A 17411-nucleotide genomic window follows, 5' to 3' on the forward strand; every position below is an offset into this window, starting at 1 on the left:
CGGCGGCGCATGCATCCTCGATGACGCATGCGTCCTGCCTATCCCAGCGCTTTCGCTGCCGCACGCCCGGCATTGCGGCCGGAGAACAGGCAGCCGCCGAGGAAGGTGCCTTCCAGCGAGCGATAGCCGTGCACGCCGCCGCCGCCGAAGCCTGCGGCTTCGCCGACCGCATACAATCCGGGAATGACGCTGCCCTCGGCGCCGAACACGCGCGAGTCGAGGTCGGTCTCGAAGCCGCCCAGTGTCTTGCGGGTGAGAATGTTGAGCTTCACCGCGATCAGCGGTCCCTGCGCGGGATCGAGAATCCGGTGCGGGGGCGCGGTGCGAATCAGCCTGTCGCCGATGTAGCGCCGCGCATTGTGGATGTTCATCACCTGCGCGTCCTTGACGTAAGGGTTGGCGATCTCGCGGTCGCGCGCCTCGATCTGCATCCTGACGTGCGCGAGCTTGAGCAGATCGTTGCCGGCGAGCTTGTTCATGGCGGCGACGAGGTCCTCGATTCGGTCGCGCACGATGAAGTCGACACCGTGGCTCTTGAACGCCTCCACCGGTGCCGGCGCGCCCTTGTTGGTGGCGCGGCGCAAGGTCATGCGCCAGCTTTTGCCCGTGAGGTCGGGGTTCTGCTCCGAGCCCGACAGCGCAAATTCCTTCTTGATGATGGCCTGCGTCAGGACGAACCAGGAATAATCATACCCCGTCGACATGATGTATTTGAGCTGGCCGAGCGTATCCGAGCCGGGAAACAGCGGCGCCGGCAGTCGCGTGCCGGTGGCGTCGAACCACATCGAGGAGGGCCCGGGCAGGATGCGGATGCCGTGGCGCGGCCAGATTGGTGACCAGTTCTGGATGCCCTCGACGTAGTGCCACATGCGGTCGCGGTTGATCAGCCGCGCGCCTGTCTTCTCGGTGATGCCGATCATGCGGCCGTCGACATGCTCCGGCACCCCTGAAATCATGAACTTCGGGGGATCGCCGAGCCGCCTGGGCCAGTTCGCCCGCACCAGATCATGATTGCCGCCGATGCCGCCGGAGGCGACGATCACGGCCTGCGCCTTCAACGCGAATTCGCCGACGATAGCGCGCGACGAGCTCTTGCCGCGCTCGACATTGGTCGCTTCGAGGATCGCGCCGCTGACGCCGTCAACGGTACCGTTGGTGATCGACAGCGCATCGACGCGATGGCGGAACCTGAAGATCAGCCGCCCGCTCTTGGCGGCCTCGCGCGCGCGGCGCTCGAACGGCTCGACGATGCCGGGGCCCGTGCCCCAGGTGACGTGAAAGCGCGGCACCGAATTGCCGTGGCCCATCGCGTCATAGCCGCCGCGCTCGGCCCAGCCGACCACGGGAAAGATGCGATGACCCATCGCGCGCAGCCAGTCACGCTTCTCGCCGGCGGCGAACGCGACATAGGCCTCCGCCCATTGGCGCGGCCAAAAGTCCTCGTCGCGGTCGAAGCCGGCGGTGCCGAGCCAGTCCTGCATGGCGAGATCAAAGGAGTCCTTGATGCCGAGCCGGCGCTGCTCCGGCGAATCGACCAGGAACAACCCGCCGAACGACCAGAACGCCTGGCCGCCGAGTGACTGCTCGCCTTCCTGATCGAGGACGATCACGCGCTTGCCGGCATCGGCAATCTCGGTCGCTGCGACCAGCCCGGATAGTCCTGCGCCGACGACAATGACGTCCGCCTGGTCAGCCCGAAGGTCGGTCATGAGTTCCCCCCCTGTAGTTGTCCGGAATTGAAGCCCGTTGCCGTAACTGAGATCAAGGACGTGTCGCGTAAGGCATCGTTAACTTGTTCCACTTTGGGATTGAGCCAGGCGGAGTGCAGCGCGGACGCAACACTGGATTTGAATTTGTTTTGAGCGAGCCGGCCTGCCTAGACAAAACCACGGTAACGACCGACGCTAGGCGCGCATCACCACCTGACACGCAGATTCGAAAACGACTGGGGCGGGGGCCAATGAAGTTTCTGACGGGGTTGCTTGCGGCGGCTTGCCTGATCGCTTGCATGGGGGCGTCTCACGCGGTGGTTCGGATCGCGGATGATCGTGGCGGCCGGATCGGAACCTACGTCGACAAATACCAGGACCTCAGGCAGTCAGGCGATACCGTCATCATCGACGGTCTCTGCGCCTCCGCCTGCACCATCGTCCTCGGCGCCATCCCGCACGACCGTATCTGCGTCACCTCGCACGCCACGCTCGGCTTCCACGCCGCCTGGGACTTCGGCAGCAACGGCCGCGCCATCACCAATCCCGAAGCCACCCAGATGCTCTATGCGATGTATCCCTCGCAGGTGAAGCGCTGGATCTCACAGCGTGGTGGCCTCACGCCGCACATGCTGTTCCTGCGGGGCAAGCAGCTCCAGGCCATGTACAAGCCCTGCTACATGGACGCGCAAGCCTCGGCCAACAAGCCATCGGCGAGGTAGTCCCTCGCTTCTCACGCTCACCTTCGTCATGGCCGGGNGTCCCGGCCATCCACGTTTTTTGGCCACGCAAAGGAGGTTCGTGGATGCCCGGGACAAGCGCGGGCATGACGGGAGAACTCATCACCAATTGATCTCCGCCAGCCCCGTTCCGCTTGTCCGGCCACGCCCGAGCGCCTATTTCAAAGGCAGGGAACCCGATCCTTGTCATGGCTCAACCACTGCATCAGGCGCATCCGCTAAGGGACAATTCGCCCACTGCCGGGCGCGCGCCGTCTGTGCTGCTGTGGACAGGGGCTGGCGTCGGTGGGCTTCTCGTGATCGGCGCGCTCGCGCTCTGGTTCCACTATGGCACCCAGGTGTTCTTCGAAATGATCAGGACTGGCTTTGCCGCCTGCTTCTGACCCGCGACAGGAAGTTTCCCGCTCATGAGCTCCACTGCCCGTCCGCTGGTGATCGCGACCGCTTTCGCCGCAAGTCTCGTCCTCGGGCTCCTCATCATATTCTGGGCCATGGGCGGGGTCAGCAAGGTGGCGCAGCCGGCCGCGATCGGCGGCCCGTTCCAGCTCACCGACCAGAACGGCAAGACCGTCACCGAGGCGAGCCTCAAGGGCAAGCCGACCCTCATCTTCTTCGGCTACACCCATTGCCCTGACGTCTGCCCCACCTCGCTGTTCGAGATGTCGGAAGTGCTGCGCGCGATGGGCAAGGATGCCGACAAGGTCAACGCCGTCTTCATCTCGGTTGATCCGGAGCGCGACACGCCCGCGACCATGAAGGACTATCTCTCCAGCTTCGATCCGCATCTCGAAGGCCTGTCCGGCGATCCCGCCGAGACCGCCAAGGTGATCACCTCCTACCGGGTCTATGCCAAGAAGGTCCCGACCAAGGACGGCGACTACACCATGGACCACACCGCGCTGATCTACCTGATCGATCGCGACGGCCGCTTCGTCTCGCCGTTCAACCTGAAGCGGACCCCGGAAGAGGCGGCGGCGGATCTGAAGAAGTACCTGTAGGGACACCCCGCAGGCGGGGGGAGGAGTGCATTTCGGCTCGCGTTCCCGGCCGGATGGTCTATAAGGCCTTCCGATCCCAACGAAATTCATGCATCTCCGGCCGATGGCTCCATCGCAACAGGCGAAATCGTCGAAATCTGCCCGTGGCTTGCTGACGGGGCTGGCCGTCACGGCCTGCCTGCTCGCAGGTTTGTCCTCGGCAAGGGCCCAGGCCCCCGCCAAGCAACCTGCCGCGGCGCCTCAGGCCACCACCCCGGTCGCACCCCAAGCCGCTCCCCAGGCGGTGCCGGGCTTCTGGGACCCGCGGCGGCGGCCGGAGCGGCCGGACCTGTCGCGCCTGACCGTGATCCGCTTCCTGACCGAGACCGACTATCCGCCGTTCAACTTCACCGGTGCCGACGGCAATCCGGCCGGCTTCAATGTCGATCTCGCCCGCAGCCTGTGCGAGGAGATCAAGGTCAGCTGCACCGTGCAAATGCGCCGCTTCGAGACGCTGGTCGATGCGCTCAGCTCCAACCGGGGCGATGCCATCATCGCCTCCATGGCGGTGAGCCCACAGCTGCGCGCGCGCGTCGACTTCACTGATCCGTATTACCGTGTGCCGGCGCGCTTCGTCTCGCGCAAGGATGCGGTGATGCCGGAGATTCGCCCCGAATATCTCGAAGGCAAGAAGGTTGGCGTCATCGCGGGCTCCGCGCATGAAGCCTATCTGAAGGCGATGTTCACCGACGCCGAGCTGCACCCCTATCCGAACGACGACGCGCTCCGCGCCGCGCTTCGCAAGGGCGAGGTCGATTTCATCTTCGGCGACGCCATCTCGCTGGCGTTCTGGATCAACGGCACCGACTCAGGCGATTGCTGCGCCTTCTCCGGCGGTCCCTTCGTGGAGAGCCGCTTCTTCGGCGAAGGCATCGGCATTGCCGTGCGCAAGGGCAATGACGTGCTGCGCCAGGCCCTGAACTGGGCCCTGTTCCGCGTCTGGGAAAAAGGCCGCTACACCGATCTGTGGCTGAAGTATTTTTCGGTGAGCCCGTTCTAGCCAACCATCGTCATTCCGGAGCGCGCGAAGCGCGAAGCCGGAATCTCGAGATTCCGGGTTCGATGCTGACGCATCGCCCCGGAATGACGACCGAGACCATTTTTGCATTCTGCCCGGAAATCGCTATTTTCCGCGGCCCGGAGGCCCCTTGATGTCCGTTATCGACCCGAACATGAGCCCGAGCGATCTTCGTGCGCTCGCCGAACAATCCAACGCCTGGCCGTTCGAGCAGGCGAAGGCCATTGTCGCGCGACTGAAGAAAAGCCCGAAGGACGAGGTGCTCTTCGAGACCGGCTACGGACCCTCCGGCCTGCCGCATATCGGCACGTTCGGCGAGGTCGCGCGCACCTCGATGGTGCGCCATGCCTTCCGCGTGCTGACCGAGGACAAGATCAAGACGCGGCTCCTCGCCTTCTCCGACGACATGGACGGCTTCCGCAAGGTGCCTGACAACGTGCCGAACAAGGATCTGCTGGCGCAATATCTGGGACGGCCGCTCACCGCGGTGCCGGACCCGTTCTCGAACGAGCACCCGTCGTTCGGCGATGCCAACAACGCGCGCCTGCGCGCATTTCTGGATCATTTCGGCTTTGACTACGAATTCGCGAGCTCGACCGTCTATTACAAGTCGGGCCGCTTCGACGCGACGCTGCTGAAGATGCTCGCCGCCTACGACAAGATCATGGACATCATCCTGCCGACGCTCGGGCCGGATCGCCGTGCAACCTATTCGCCGTTCCTGCCGATCAGCAAGACGACAGGTGTCGTGCTGCAGGTGCCGATGATCCGCCGCGACGTCGCGGCCGGTACGGTGACCTATGTCGACCCTGATACCAACGAGGAGGTCGAAACATCAGTCACGGGCGGTAACGTCAAGTGTCAGTGGAAGGCCGACTGGGCGATGCGCTGGGTCGCGCTCGGCGTCGACTACGAGATGGCCGGCAAGGATCTGATCGATTCCGTAAAGCTCTCCGGCGCCATCGCCAGGGCGCTCGGCGCCATGCCGCCCGAAGGCTTCAATTACGAGCTCTTCCTCGACGAGAAGGGTCAGAAGATCTCGAAGTCGAAGGGCAATGGCCTCACCATCGACGAGTGGCTGCGCTACGCCTCGCCGGAATCGCTGTCGCTGTTCATGTATCGCGAGCCGAAGGCGGCGAAGCGGCTGTTCTTCGACGTGATCCCGCGCCAGGTCGACGATTATCAGCAATTCATTGATGGCTTCCCCAGGCAGGACGCCAAGCAGCAGCTCGGCAATCCGGTCTGGCACATCCATGGCGGCCATCCGCCGCAAGGCGACATGCCCGTCACGTTCCAGCTGCTGCTGACGCTGGTGTCGTCGTCGAATGCGGAGAACGCCGAGACGCTGTGGGGCTTCATCGGCCGCTATCGTCCCGGCGTGTCGCCGCAGACGCATCCGAAGCTGGATGCAATGGTCGGCTACGCCATCAACTATTACCGCGACTTCGTCGCACCGACCAAGCAGTTCCGCGTGCCCACGGACAGCGAGCGCGCCGCGTTGCAGGACCTGCGCGATGCGCTGTCGCAGTTGCCGGCGGATGCATCGGCCGAAGACATCCAGAACGTCGTCTACGAGATCGGCCGCCGCGAGCCGTTCCTCGATCAGGCCAAGAAGGGCAAGGACGGCCGTCCCGGCGTCACGCTCGACTGGTTCAACATGCTCTACCAGGTGCTGCTCGGCCAGGAGAAGGGCCCGCGCTTTGGCTCCTTCGTCGCGGTCTACGGCGTGCAGAACGCGGTCAACATGATCGATGGCGCGCTGGCACGGAGTGCGTGAGGGCACTTGTAGCCCGGATGGAGCGAAGCGAAATCCGGGGTTCTCGCAACATGCACGACCTGTCCCGGATCGCGCTTCGCTCCATGCGGGCTGCCTACCTGCGCTGGAGGCGCAACCACTTTTCCCAACGTCGTCCTGGCAAAAGCCAGGATCCATAACCACCGAATCTGGCTTGGCGAAGACTCGGAGTGAACAGTTGGGCGCTGCATTTGCCTCTTGGGGTAATGGGTCCTGCCCTTCGCCAGGACGACATTGAGTTTGACTCACTGGCTCGCCCAAACAATCCTCGCCACCCACGCGACATCCCCCGCCGGCATCGTCCGCTCGCCTAGCGTCGCGTCGAGCGGCTGCAGCTCCAGCGCCTTTGCCGTGCGGCGCTTCAGCGTCGCGAGCATGACCTCGCCCGCCCTGGTCTTCACCACCACACGGTCGCCTTTGCGAACCGGCGCGCCGGGCGAGACCAGGATCACATCGCCGTTGCGATAGGCCGGCAGCAGCGAATCCCCGGAGATCTCCAGGGCAAAGGCGCTGACGTCGTCAGTGATCGGCAGCGCGATTTCGCTCCAGCCCTTGCCGGACGGCGAGCCTTGCTCGTCGAACGCGCTGCTCGCAGGCGCCTGTGCGAAGCCGAGCAGCGGTATCGTGCGGCCGTCGCCGGATTCGTCGTCGATGAGCCTGGCAAAGATCTCGATCGACGAGTCCGCTGCCGCCAGCGCCTTCGCAATCGATTCGGTCGAGGGCCAGCGCTCGCGGCCGTCGGTGGTGACGCGCTTGGACTTGTTGAAGGTGGTGGGATCGAGCCCGGCCCGCTTGGCAAGGCCAGATGGCGACAATCCGGCGCGCGCGGCCAATCGGTCCAGTGCGGCCCAGATCTGGTCGTGGGTCAGCATCCTCTGCGCTTTGGCCTGTTTGACCATGGAAGGTCCAGCCCGTCGCAACTCAGGAAAACTATCCTCAAATCAACCGGTTTTCCGTTTTTCGCGCAAGAGGGCGGCGGAAGCGTTTTCAAGCGAAGTGGTGGGTACCGGTTCGCGTCAAGAAAACGCGTCAAAACAAGAATCTAGAGCCCCGTTCCGATGAAATCGGAAGGGAAAAGGCTCTAGGACTTGAGTTCGGAAGGGGCCGCCTTTACGGTCGCGCCGGGTTTTGAAGACCCGTTCGGGACGAAAAAAACCAAGAGACTCAAAGAGCTGAGTCGAAGAGCAAACAGGGCTCCGGCAATCTGTGGTCAAGATCTACAAAATCTGTCCGGCCTCGGCCTGGCGCGAGGCGGAACGGCAGGGCGTGTACCGGGGCAGCGCGGACGACGCGCGCGATGGATTCATCCATTTCTCGACCGCGAGCCAGGTGCCTGAGACGCTGCGCAAGCACTATTCCGGCCAGCGCGCGCTGTTCCTGGTCGAGGTCGACGGCGATGCGCTCGGCAGCGAATTGCGCTGGGAGCGCTCGCGCAATGACGAGCTGTTTCCGCATCTGTATGGCGAGCTCGATCTCGGCGCCGTGCTCTCGGTGATGAACCTCAACATACGCTCCGATGGTGGCCACGATACACCGGAGCTCGCCCCGTGATCCGCGCCTTCGATGCATTCTCGCTGCCGGTGTTGCGCTGGCTCGATCCGGAGGACGCCCACCGCCTCGCCATCCAGGGCCTGCGCTTCCTGCCGCCGGTGAAGCCACGCACCGATGATCACAAGCTGGCCGTGCGCGCCTTCGGGCTCAACTTCCCCAACCCGATCGGCATGGCCGCAGGTTTCGACAAGAGCGCCGAGGTGCCCGACGCGCTGCTGCGGCTCGGCTTCGGCTTTGTCGAGATCGGGTCGGTGACGCCGAAGCCGCAGGCGGGCAATCCGCGGCCGCGGCTGTTTCGGCTCGAGCGCGACGAGGCTGTCATCAACCGCATGGGCTTCAACAACGACGGCGCGGAAGTCGCATTGCGCCGGCTCGCCGCGCGCGCGGCCAATGGCGGCATCGTCGGCGTCAATGTCGGTGCCAACAAGGATTCGCCCGATCGCGTCGCTGACTACGTCAAGCTGATCGAGACCTTTGCACCCGTCGCAAGCTATTTCACCGTCAACGTCTCCTCGCCGAACACGCCGGGCCTGCGCAATCTGCAGGAAGGCGCGTTGCTCGACGATCTGCTCGGACGCGTCATCGATGCGCGCGAGCGTGTCAGGCAGAAGGCCGGCGACACGCCAGTGCTGCTGAAGATCGCGCCCGACCTCAGCCTCGCCCAGCTCGACGACGTCGTCCAGGTCGCGCGCTCGCGCAAGGTCGACGGGATGATCGTGTCGAATACGACGATTGCGCGGCCGAGCACGTTGCGCGAGCAGACGCGGGCGAAAGAGCAGGGCGGCCTGTCCGGCCGGCCGCTGTTCCGGCTGTCGACGCGCATGGTCGCGGAGACCTACGTCCGGGTCGAGGGCGCCTTCCCGCTGATCGGGGTCGGTGGCGTCGACTCCGGCGGTGCGGCGCTGACAAAAATTCGCGCCGGCGCGAGCCTGATCCAGCTTTATTCGTCGCTGGTCTATAAGGGCCTCGGCCTCGTCGACGAGATCAAGCGCGATCTGACCTCGACATTGCTGCGCACGGGCCGGGATTCGCTGTCCGAGATCGTCGGCGCCGATGCGGCCACGCTGACGGCGGAAGACTGGCCTGGGATGTAAGCACCGCTGCATCCGGGCTACGACTTCGCGAACGTCGCTCGATACAGCGCCGGATACCGTGCGCCCTGCAAGCCGCCGCGCGCGACATAGAACGCGAGCAGTGCGCCCCACAGCCCGGCATTGCCGAACGATTGCAGCGCCCACCACACGCCCAAGAAGATCGCCAGCGAAGCCAGCATCAGATTGCGCATCTCGCGCGCCCAGGTGGCGCCGACATAGATGCCGTCGAAACCGAAGGCGAACACGCCGGGGATCGGCGCTATCACGATGAACGGCAGGAACTCGCGTGCGGCGCGGCGGACGTCCTCGCTCGCCGTCATGAAGCTGATGATATCGGGCCCAAACAGCGCGAACAGCACCGCGACCACAAGCGCAAAGCCGAGCCCCCACAGCAGCACCAGCCGGGTCGAATCCGCAAAGCCCTTGGCGTCGCGCGCGCCAAAGCTGCGGCCGCAGAGCTGCTGCGCGGCATTGGCGAGGCCGTCGAGGAAGAAGGCGCTGACCAGGAGAAAATTGTTCAGCACGGAGTTCGCGGCCAACGTGACGTCGCCGGCCCGCGCGCTCTTGGCGGTGAAGAACAGGAACACGGCGATCAGTGCCGCGGTGCGGATCATGATGTCGGAATTGACAGCCAACAGCCGCATCAGCCTGGCGCGGTCGAACAGCATCGCGCGGGGCACGGCGAAGCCGCCATGCGCATAGCGGCGGCAGACGATAACGCCGAGCACGAAGCCGATGCCCTCCGACAGCAGCGCGGCGATCGCCGCGCCCGCAATGCCGGTGTCGTAGACCAGCACCAGCAAAATCGTCGCCGCCATGTTGATGAGGTTGATGACGACTTGCAGCGCGAGCGCCGGATTGGCGCGGGCCAGCCCGACCAGCCAGCCGAGGATGACATAGTTGGCGAACGCGAAGGGCGACGACCAGATCCGGATCATGAAATAGGTTTTTGCGGCGTGCGTCACGCCCGCGCTGCCGCCCATCACATCGAACAGCACGCCGGCCAGCGGCAGTTGCAGCAGGATCAGTCCGCCGCCGATCAGGCCGGCGACGATCAAGCCGCGCACCAGGATCACGGTCTCCTCGCGCGTCTCGCCGGCGCCGAGCGCCTGCGCGGTGAAGGCGAGCGTGCTCATGCGCAGGAAGCCGAACAGCCAGAACAAGCAGTCGAAGATCACCGACGCCATCGCGACACCGCCGAGCAGCGCGGCATCGTCGAGCCGGCCGATCGCGGTGGTCGAGACCACGCCGATCAGCGGCGTCGTCAGGTTCGCGACCATCGCGGGACCCGCGATGGCGAAGACCTGACGGCTGCCGACTTTGGGATGAACCGGGGCGTGCATCAGGTGCGTGTATCCGAGCCCTGCGCCGAATGCACCATCGCGGCCGGCATGGCGTGCTTGCGCCGGCCGCGCATTCAGAGCGCCTCAGCGGCGCGGCGAGCCGAAGATGCGCGACAACAGCCAGATCGGGATCACGATAACGGCGCCGAGCAGGAAGTAGCGCCACAGCCAGTTCACGGCGTCGAAGCCGAGATCCCAGAGACGCTGGAACAGCAGGCGAATGCTGTAAATGATATTCCAGGGGTCGAAGCCGATCGCCGCCAGCACGACGCCGACCAGGATCGAGAGCAGCACCAGGCGAAACGCGACCGCCAGCGGCGAGCCGCCGAGAAAGCGGTGCAGGCCATCGCTGTGGCCGGCCGGCAAATCTCTGACGTCGTGGGCCATCTCAAACTCCTCGTGGGGCTAGCCCCGATTATAGGTCACGGCGGGGGACATGGGGAACCCACAACAGGCCGTCAATGGCCGTCTGCGGACGCAGCGACCTTAATTGTTGGTAGGGATTCGTCCGCTTTCAGCATCTTCTCCAGCGTCTCCAGCCGGTCGGCCTCCCGCGGCGGCTTGTCCCAGCGCAGGCGGCTGATGCGGGGGAAGCGCATGGCGACGCCGGATTTGTGCCGCGGCGAGCGCTGCAGGCCCTCGAACGCCACCTCCAGCACCAGCCCCTTGTCGCCTTCGTGCACGACATGGCGGACGGGGCCGAACTTTTCCGTGGTGTTGCGGCGGACGAAACGGTCGATCTGCAGCAGTTCCTCGTCGGTGAAGCCGAAATAGGCTTTCCCCACCGGCACCAGTTCCTCGCCATTGTCGGTTTCGGTCCAGACCCCAAACGTGTAGTCGGAGTAATAGGACGAGCGCTTGCCGTGGCCGCGCTGCGCATACATCAGCACGGCATCGATGATGTGCGGATCGCGCTTCCACTTCCACCACTGCCCCTTCGGCCGTCCCGGCAGATAGGGCGCATCGCGCCGCTTCAGCATCACGCCTTCGACGGCGTCGGCATCCTCGCCGGCGCCGGCGCTTGCGGGATCGGCGCGCGCGGCGGTGAGCGCATCCCAGCTCGCGAAGGGGATGGTGGGCGAGAGATCGAGGCGGGGATCGTCGAGCTTGCCGATAAAGGTCTCAAGTCGCTCGCGCCGCTCGGCGAAGGGCAATTCGCGCAGATCGTTCTCGTCATCCCCGAGCAGATCGTAGGCGCGCAAGTGAATCGGAAAATCCTTGATCAGCTTCGGCGAGACAATTTTGCGGTTGAGCCGCTGCTGCAGGACGTTGAAACTCTGCACGCGGCCTTCGCGCAGGATCAAGAGCTCGCCGTCGATCGCGCCGGGCAGGCGCAGCGACGGCACGAGATCCGGAAAGCTTCCCGTGATGTCCTCGCCGGTGCGCGAATACAGCCGCGCGGTGATCTGCCCGTGCTCATCGCGGCCGGCGACCGCCTGCACGCGGATGCCGTCCCATTTCCATTCGGCGATGTAATCGGCGGGATCGAGTGAAGCAAAATCACTATCCTCGATCGCATGCGCCAGCATCACGGGCCGGAACGGCGCGGGATCGCGATTGACTGGCTTTTCGGCGCGACCTTCCAGCCAGGCGAACAGGTCGAGATAGGGCGGGCTGAGGCCCGGCCAGAGCAGCTCGACCTCATGGGGATCCTTATCCCCAAGCGCCGCGGCTGCCGTCTTCGCCAGCCGCGCGGAGATACCGATGCGCATGGCGCCGGTGACAAGTTTCAACAGCGCCCAGCGGCCGGTCTCATCGAGCTCGTCCAGCCAGCGCTCGAGCTGCTTCGGCAGCTCGGTCTTGCCGAGCGTGCGCAGCGTGGTGACGACCTCGGTCAGGGTCGGGGGCGGCGGGTTGTTGTGGGCGGGCAGCACCGCCTTCGGCCACATCAACGCCACCGTTTCCGAGAGATCGCCGACATAGTCGTAACTCAAGCCGAACAGCACCTCATCGGTGCGCGATGCGATGAGATCGCGGATCAGCACAGGCTTGGCATGCTTGAAGCTGAGCGCGCCGGTGAGCGCAGCGAGCGCGTAGCCGCGGTCGGGATCGCCGACCTCGCGGAAATAGCCTTGCAGCAAACGCAGCTTGTTGTTGCGGCCGGGCTCGTAGGCGAGGCGGTCCAGCAGTTCGGCGAAGCGGTTCATGCCTCGGCCTCGCTTCGAGGCTGCGGCTCGCTCTCTTCCTCGTCGCCATAGCCGACGAGATCGAGCGGCCGGGCGCGCAGGCCTTGCGTCTTGCACCAATGTACCAGCGCATCTTCCTGGCCGTGGGTGACCCAGATCTCGCCGGCGCCGGTCGCCGCGATGGTCGCGGTGAGGCCGTCCCAATCGGCGTGATCGGAAATCACCAGCGGCAGCTCGACACCGCCCTGCCGCGCGCGGGCGCGCACGCGCATCCAGCCCGAGGCGAAGGCGGTGACGGGATCGGGGAAGCGCCGGGCCCAGATATCCGATGTCGCCGAAGGCGGCGCGAGCGTGATGGTGCCGGCGAGTGCCGCCTTTTTCATGCCCATCGCCGGCCGCAGCTCGCCGAGGTCGATGCCGCGGCTTTGATAGTACGCGGTGATCTTCTCCATCGCGCCATGCAGATAGATCGGCGCGTCATAGCCTGCCTTGCGCAGCAGCGCGATCACACGCTGGGCCTTGCCGAGCGAATAGGCGCCGACGAGATGGGCGCGCTCGGGAAACAGCGCGACCGAGGCCAGCAGCTTCTTCACCTCGAGGGCCGCATCGCCGTGCCGAAACACCGGCAGGCCGAACGTCGCCTCGGTGATGAAGACATCGCAAGGCACCAGCTCGAACGGGGCGCAGGTCGGGTCGGGCGCATCCTTGTAATCGCCTGATGCGACGATGCAGGTGTCCTTGGCTGTCACCGCGATCTGCGCCGAGCCCAGCACATGACCGGCCGGGCGAAACTTGACCTTGACGTCGCCGAGCCGGAGCTCTTCGCCATAGCTGATGACTTGCGTCGAGCCGGCAAAATTCTCGCCGTAGCGCAGCCGCATCATGTCGAGCGTTTCCTGCGTCGCCAGCACGGCGCCATGGCCGGCGCGGGCGTGGTCGGAATGGCCGTGGGTGATCAATGCCCGCTCGACCGGGCGGATCGGATCGATATGGAAGCCGCCGGGCTTGCAGCACAGGCCGTCAGCAGTTGGCAGCAGGATGTCTTGCGGGCGCATGATCGTCATATAGGAACATCGTGCTCCAAATTAACCCGTCATGCGCGGGCTTGACCCGCGCATCCATCCTCTTAAAGAGGTCTTTTTTGATGGATTGCCGGGTCAAGCCCGGCAATGACAATCGGTTCCTGCAATGCCGCTCCGCCTGTTCCTGACCTCCGGCGATCTCATGGCCGACCGCCGTTTCGAGTTCGCGCGCGACCTCCAGCTCAAGGGCGACCTGCCCGCCGCCGCCGATCTCTTGGAGCAGGCGATCGAGCTCGCCCCTGACTTCACCTCGGCCTGGTTCACGCTTGGCGAGATCCGCCAGCAGCTCGGCGAGCGCGACAAGGCCATCGCAGCGTTCCGGGAAGCGCGGCGATCCGACCCCGAGGATCAGCACGGGGCCGGTCTCCATCTGATGCGGCTGGGCGATACTGAAATGGCGGAAATGCCCAAGGCCTATGTGCAGGCGCTGTTCGACCAATACGCTCCGCGCTTCGAGCATGCGCTGATCAACGATCTCGGCTATCGCGCTCCTAGCGTGATCTTCAAGGCGGTGCTGGCCGCGCACGTCGCGGCGAAGAAGCCGGCCTTCTTCAAGCGCACCATCGATCTTGGCTGCGGCACCGGGCTTGCCGCGGCAGCCTTTGCCAAGCAGGTCGACTATTTCATCGGCATCGATCTGTCATCAGGCATGATCAAGGAGGCACGCGCCACCAACCTCTATGCCGAGCTCGAAGTCGCCGACATGGTCGAGGGCCTGCGCACCAAGCCCGATGCCAGCGCGAACCTCGTCGTCGCCGCGGATGCGTTCGTCTATCTCTCCGATCTCGCGCCTGTGCTCACCGAGACCAGGCGCGTGCTCGTATCAGGCGGAGTGCTCGCCTTCACGCTGGAGACGCATGACGGCGATGGCATCGTGCTCGGCGAAGGCCTGCGCTATGCCCATTCGGCGGAATATGTGCGGGGTGCGATTGCGAAGGCCACCCTGAAGCTCGTCACGCTTGAGCCGTGCTCGCCGCGCAACGAGAACAACGAGCCGGTGAGCGGCCTCGTCATCGTCGCCGAGAAAACTTGAGTCTAGGCGCTAAACACCCTGCAATTCAGCGTCATTGCGTTGCAAAGCGGCGTCTTCGGACTTGCGAGCTGCGCTGCGTTCCCAGCACAATGCGCAGAACCAGGGAGAGAAACAATGACCAGGAATCCATCGCGGCGCGATGTCAGCGCCGCCGCGTTCGCCACCATCGCCGCATCCGTTCTGCCCGCGCCCTATGTCCGGGCCGCCGAGAAGAAATACGATGCCGGCGCCAGTGATACCGAGATCAAGATCGGCCAGACCGTGCCGCATTCCGGTCCCGGCTCGCTCTACGGCGTGCTGGGGCGCGTCGGCGAGGCCTATTTCCAGATGCTAAACGAGGGCGGCGGCATCAACGGACGCAAGGTCAACTTCCTCACGCTCGACGATGCCTACAGCGCGCCGAAATGCGTCGAGGCGACGCGGCGCCTGGTCGAGCAGGAGGAGGTGCTGGCGCTCTACGGCTCGCTTGGCACGGCGCCGCAGACCGCCGTGCACAAATATCTGAACTCCAAGGGCGTGCCGCAGCTGCTGCTCAACACCGGCGCCTCGAAGTGGAACAATCCGAAAGAGTTCAAATGGACGATGGCGGGGTTGCCGCTCTATCCGACCGAAGCGCGCATCCTAGCGCGACACGTCATCAACGTGAAGCCGAATGCCAGGATCGGCATCCTCTACCAGAACGACGATTTCGGCCGCGATTTCCTTGGGCCCTTCAAGAAGGTGCTGGCGGATGCCGGCGGCACGGCGCAGGTGATCATGGAGCAGACCTACGATCTCACCGATCCGACGGTCGATTCCCAGCTGATCAACCTGTCGAAATCGGGCGCGGACGTTTTCTACAACATCTCCACCGGCAAGGCGTCGTCGCAGTCGATCCGGAAAGTGGCCGAGCTCGGCTGGAAGCCGCTGCAGCTGCTCTCGGCCGGCTCGACCGGCAAATCCATCCTCAGCGCCGCGGGCTTCGAGAATGCCAAGGACATCGTCTCGATCAGCTATGCGAAGGATGCCGGGCCTGGCCGTTGGGAAAAGGACCCGGGGCCCATGGCATTCGAGGAGCTGCGCAAGAAATATCTGCCGAACGTCGCTCCTGACAACACCATCGCCTATGCCGGCTACGGCCAGGCCGTGACCATGGGTGAGATCCTGCGCCGCTGCGGCGATGAGCTGACGCGGGCCAATGTGCTGAAGCAGGCCTCAAACCTCAATGGCTTCCACTCGCCCTTCTTCCTCGATGGCGTCACCTACAGCTACACACCGGACGACTACACGCCGATGAAGACGCTGTTCATCCAGGTCTTCAACGGCAAGGATTGGGAGGTCTCCGACAAGCCGGTGGTGGAGTAGCGGGTCTCCACAATCGCGATGCCGTAGAGCCTGTGAGTCATTTCCGCATTCGATATTAAAGAGTGGGTAGCGCCCGCGCTGATGTCGGGGGCCGTCGATGTCGAACCGCCGGGGGATGGCTGTGCTGTCTATGCTTTTGCCAGTTGGTGTCCTTGCAGGATGTTGTTGGTGAGGGCGTACCAGAGCACGACGGCACGGACCTTCTCGATGCCGCGCACGGTCAATTGCCTGAGGTCCCAGTTCCGCCACCGGGCATGGATGCATTCGCAGATCGTGCGGGCTTTGTACTGTGCCTTGCCGGCTTCGCTGGCCATGCGGGCCCGCCAGGCCGCGACGCCAGGACCGTCGCTGCTCCGAGGTAAAAAGGGATCGACACCGCTCCTGGAGTTGGGCGGAGGACAGTAGACCTCGACGCCTTCACCGTGCGCCCATTCGATGTCCTCGCCGCTGCAGAACCCGCCATCGGCGAGGTAGCGACGCGGCAAGCGCTTCAGCCGAGTGCGCGTTCGCTCCAGCATCGGCCGCATCAAGCCGCGATCTGATCCGTTGTTGTCGATGTCGACCGTGACCACGATCAGTTCGCCGGCCGCGCTGGCCACCTGCACATTGTAGGCGGGGCGGAAGCCGGCATCTGCCATCTTCATCACCCTTGCCTGCGGGTCGGTGGTGGAGGCCCGGGGCTCCTTCGGCTTTTTGCCATTGCCGCCTTTTTCGTCGAGTTGCTTGCGCTTCCGCTTGATCTCGTCCAAAGCCCTCTGCGCAGCCTGCACCCGCTCACTGCGTTCGCGTGCCGCGCGCTCTCTGGCCGCCCTGATACGCCGGCTGCTGGCTTCCGGATCCGCATCGACCTCGCGCTTGAGCTCTTCCACCACAGCCTTCGCTTGGGCCATCTGCCGGCCGAGCGTTGCCTCCCGCCGGAACGAGCCGGCCCCCGCATTCGCCCGTATCCGCACCCCGTCCTGGGTCAGCTTCTCCAGATCAATCAGCCCTGCCTCATTCAGAGCCACCAGATGTTCGACCAGCAAACGGTCCAGCAGGTCCGCGCAGCCGACCCGGAAATCCGACAGTGTGTGATAGTTCAAAGACACGCCGCCGCAGAGCCAGCGGTAGACGTCGTGACTGTCGCAGAGCCGATCCAACGCCCGCGCGCTGCCAACGCCATCGCTCGTGGCGTACAGCCAAAGCGCCAGCAGCAGCCGGGGTGATGGCGCCGGATGGCCCGGCCTGTTTTCCCGTGCCTTAACCCGATCTTCCAGCTCGCTCAGGTCGAGCCCCTCGACATAAGCCCAGATCACCCGGGCCAGATGATCCTGCCCGATCAGGCTGTCGATATCGACCGCCCGCAATTCGACCTGATTGCGCACGGGCTCGCGCAGCCGAGGTGCACCCCGCGGCACCGCTTCGGTTCGTGGCGCCGACTGATCCGGCAATTCGCCAAAAAGTCCCTCGTCAGCCATCATCCTCTCCAGCAGATCAGTCTGCCTAGAGAATCACATTCGCCCGACACGCGGTACAAAAGATTCACAGTCTCGTAGGGTG

Annotated in this window: 16 protein-coding genes; 9 read left to right on the forward strand and 7 right to left on the reverse strand. The window is 64.7% G+C overall.

Annotation, left to right across the window (positions count from 1 at the left end):
* Positions 1-38: 38 nt before the first annotated feature.
* The gene (locus AOQ71_RS04895; RefSeq protein WP_057742622.1) at positions 39-1709 is read right to left on the reverse strand and encodes an FAD-binding dehydrogenase; all 1671 of its coding nucleotides are present in this window, start codon (positions 1707-1709) and stop codon (positions 39-41) included.
* Positions 1710-1960: 251 nt separating this feature from the next.
* On the opposite strand from AOQ71_RS04895, the gene AOQ71_RS04900 reads away from it, so the two are divergent.
* The 5 genes from AOQ71_RS04900 to AOQ71_RS04920 all read left to right on the forward strand — a co-directional run bounded on the left by AOQ71_RS04900 (position 1961) and on the right by AOQ71_RS04920 (position 6281).
* Entirely contained in the window at positions 1961-2431 is a 471-nt protein-coding gene (locus AOQ71_RS04900) for a hypothetical protein (protein ID WP_057742624.1), read from the forward strand.
* Between the two features lie 206 nt (positions 2432-2637).
* The gene (locus AOQ71_RS04905; RefSeq protein ID WP_057742626.1) at positions 2638-2832 is read left to right on the forward strand and encodes a hypothetical protein; all 195 of its coding nucleotides are present in this window, start codon (positions 2638-2640) and stop codon (positions 2830-2832) included.
* Between the two features lie 24 nt (positions 2833-2856).
* A complete protein-coding gene (locus AOQ71_RS04910; protein WP_057742628.1) occupies positions 2857-3447 on the forward strand; it encodes an SCO family protein in 591 nt (196 codons plus the stop codon).
* Between the two features lie 103 nt (positions 3448-3550).
* Positions 3551-4486, forward strand: a complete 936-nt coding sequence (locus AOQ71_RS04915) for an ABC transporter substrate-binding protein (RefSeq protein WP_057742663.1) — start codon at positions 3551-3553, stop codon at positions 4484-4486.
* A 151-nt stretch (positions 4487-4637) separates the two neighbouring features.
* A complete protein-coding gene (locus AOQ71_RS04920) occupies positions 4638-6281 on the forward strand; it encodes a lysine--tRNA ligase (protein ID WP_057742631.1) in 1644 nt (547 codons plus the stop codon).
* Positions 6282-6544: 263 nt separating this feature from the next.
* Here the strand turns inward: AOQ71_RS04920 and AOQ71_RS04925 are convergent, their stop codons facing one another.
* Complete coding sequence (locus AOQ71_RS04925; RefSeq protein WP_083513948.1) at positions 6545-7198, reverse strand: S24 family peptidase; 654 nt, start codon at positions 7196-7198, stop codon at positions 6545-6547.
* A gap of 307 nt (positions 7199-7505) precedes the next feature.
* On the opposite strand from AOQ71_RS04925, the gene AOQ71_RS04930 reads away from it, so the two are divergent.
* Both AOQ71_RS04930 and AOQ71_RS04935 read left to right on the forward strand, forming a co-directional pair.
* The gene (locus tag AOQ71_RS04930) at positions 7506-7850 is read left to right on the forward strand and encodes a DUF952 domain-containing protein (protein ID WP_057742634.1); all 345 of its coding nucleotides are present in this window, start codon (positions 7506-7508) and stop codon (positions 7848-7850) included.
* On the forward strand, positions 7847-8944 hold the full coding sequence (locus AOQ71_RS04935) for a quinone-dependent dihydroorotate dehydrogenase (protein WP_057742636.1): 1098 nt from the start codon (positions 7847-7849) through the stop codon (positions 8942-8944). Before AOQ71_RS04930 ends, AOQ71_RS04935 begins: the two co-directional genes overlap by 4 nt.
* Before the next feature lie 17 nt (positions 8945-8961).
* On the opposite strand, the gene AOQ71_RS04940 is transcribed toward AOQ71_RS04935, so the two are convergent.
* The 4 genes from AOQ71_RS04940 to AOQ71_RS04955 form a co-directional block, all read right to left on the reverse strand.
* Positions 8962-10287: an MATE family efflux transporter gene (locus AOQ71_RS04940; protein WP_057742638.1), complete on the reverse strand. Its 1326-nt coding sequence runs from the start codon at positions 10285-10287 to the stop codon at positions 8962-8964.
* A gap of 84 nt (positions 10288-10371) precedes the next feature.
* Positions 10372-10674: a DUF6460 domain-containing protein gene (locus AOQ71_RS04945; protein WP_057742640.1), complete on the reverse strand. Its 303-nt coding sequence runs from the start codon at positions 10672-10674 to the stop codon at positions 10372-10374.
* Positions 10675-10745: 71 nt separating this feature from the next.
* Complete coding sequence (locus AOQ71_RS04950) at positions 10746-12434, reverse strand: ATP-dependent DNA ligase (RefSeq protein ID WP_057742642.1); 1689 nt, start codon at positions 12432-12434, stop codon at positions 10746-10748.
* Positions 12431-13468 (reverse strand): ligase-associated DNA damage response exonuclease, encoded by a 1038-nt coding sequence (locus AOQ71_RS04955; protein ID WP_057742668.1) that lies wholly within the window; start codon positions 13466-13468, stop codon positions 12431-12433. Before AOQ71_RS04955 ends, AOQ71_RS04950 begins: the two co-directional genes overlap by 4 nt.
* Before the next feature lie 133 nt (positions 13469-13601).
* Here AOQ71_RS04955 and AOQ71_RS04960 point away from each other — a divergent pair, with 133 nt between their 5' ends.
* The gene (locus AOQ71_RS04960; protein ID WP_057742645.1) at positions 13602-14528 is read left to right on the forward strand and encodes a class I SAM-dependent DNA methyltransferase; all 927 of its coding nucleotides are present in this window, start codon (positions 13602-13604) and stop codon (positions 14526-14528) included.
* A 114-nt stretch (positions 14529-14642) separates the two neighbouring features.
* Complete coding sequence (locus AOQ71_RS04965; RefSeq protein ID WP_057742648.1) at positions 14643-15872, forward strand: ABC transporter substrate-binding protein; 1230 nt, start codon at positions 14643-14645, stop codon at positions 15870-15872.
* A gap of 128 nt (positions 15873-16000) precedes the next feature.
* Here AOQ71_RS04965 and AOQ71_RS04970 read toward each other — a convergent pair whose 3' ends face one another.
* Positions 16001-17332, reverse strand: coding sequence for an IS1182 family transposase (locus tag AOQ71_RS04970; protein ID WP_057742559.1), 1332 nt, complete (start codon positions 17330-17332; stop codon positions 16001-16003).
* Positions 17333-17411 lie beyond the last annotated feature (79 nt).

It is taken from the genome of Bradyrhizobium manausense (assembly GCF_001440035.1).
Lineage (GTDB): Bacteria > Pseudomonadota > Alphaproteobacteria > Rhizobiales > Xanthobacteraceae > Bradyrhizobium > Bradyrhizobium manausense.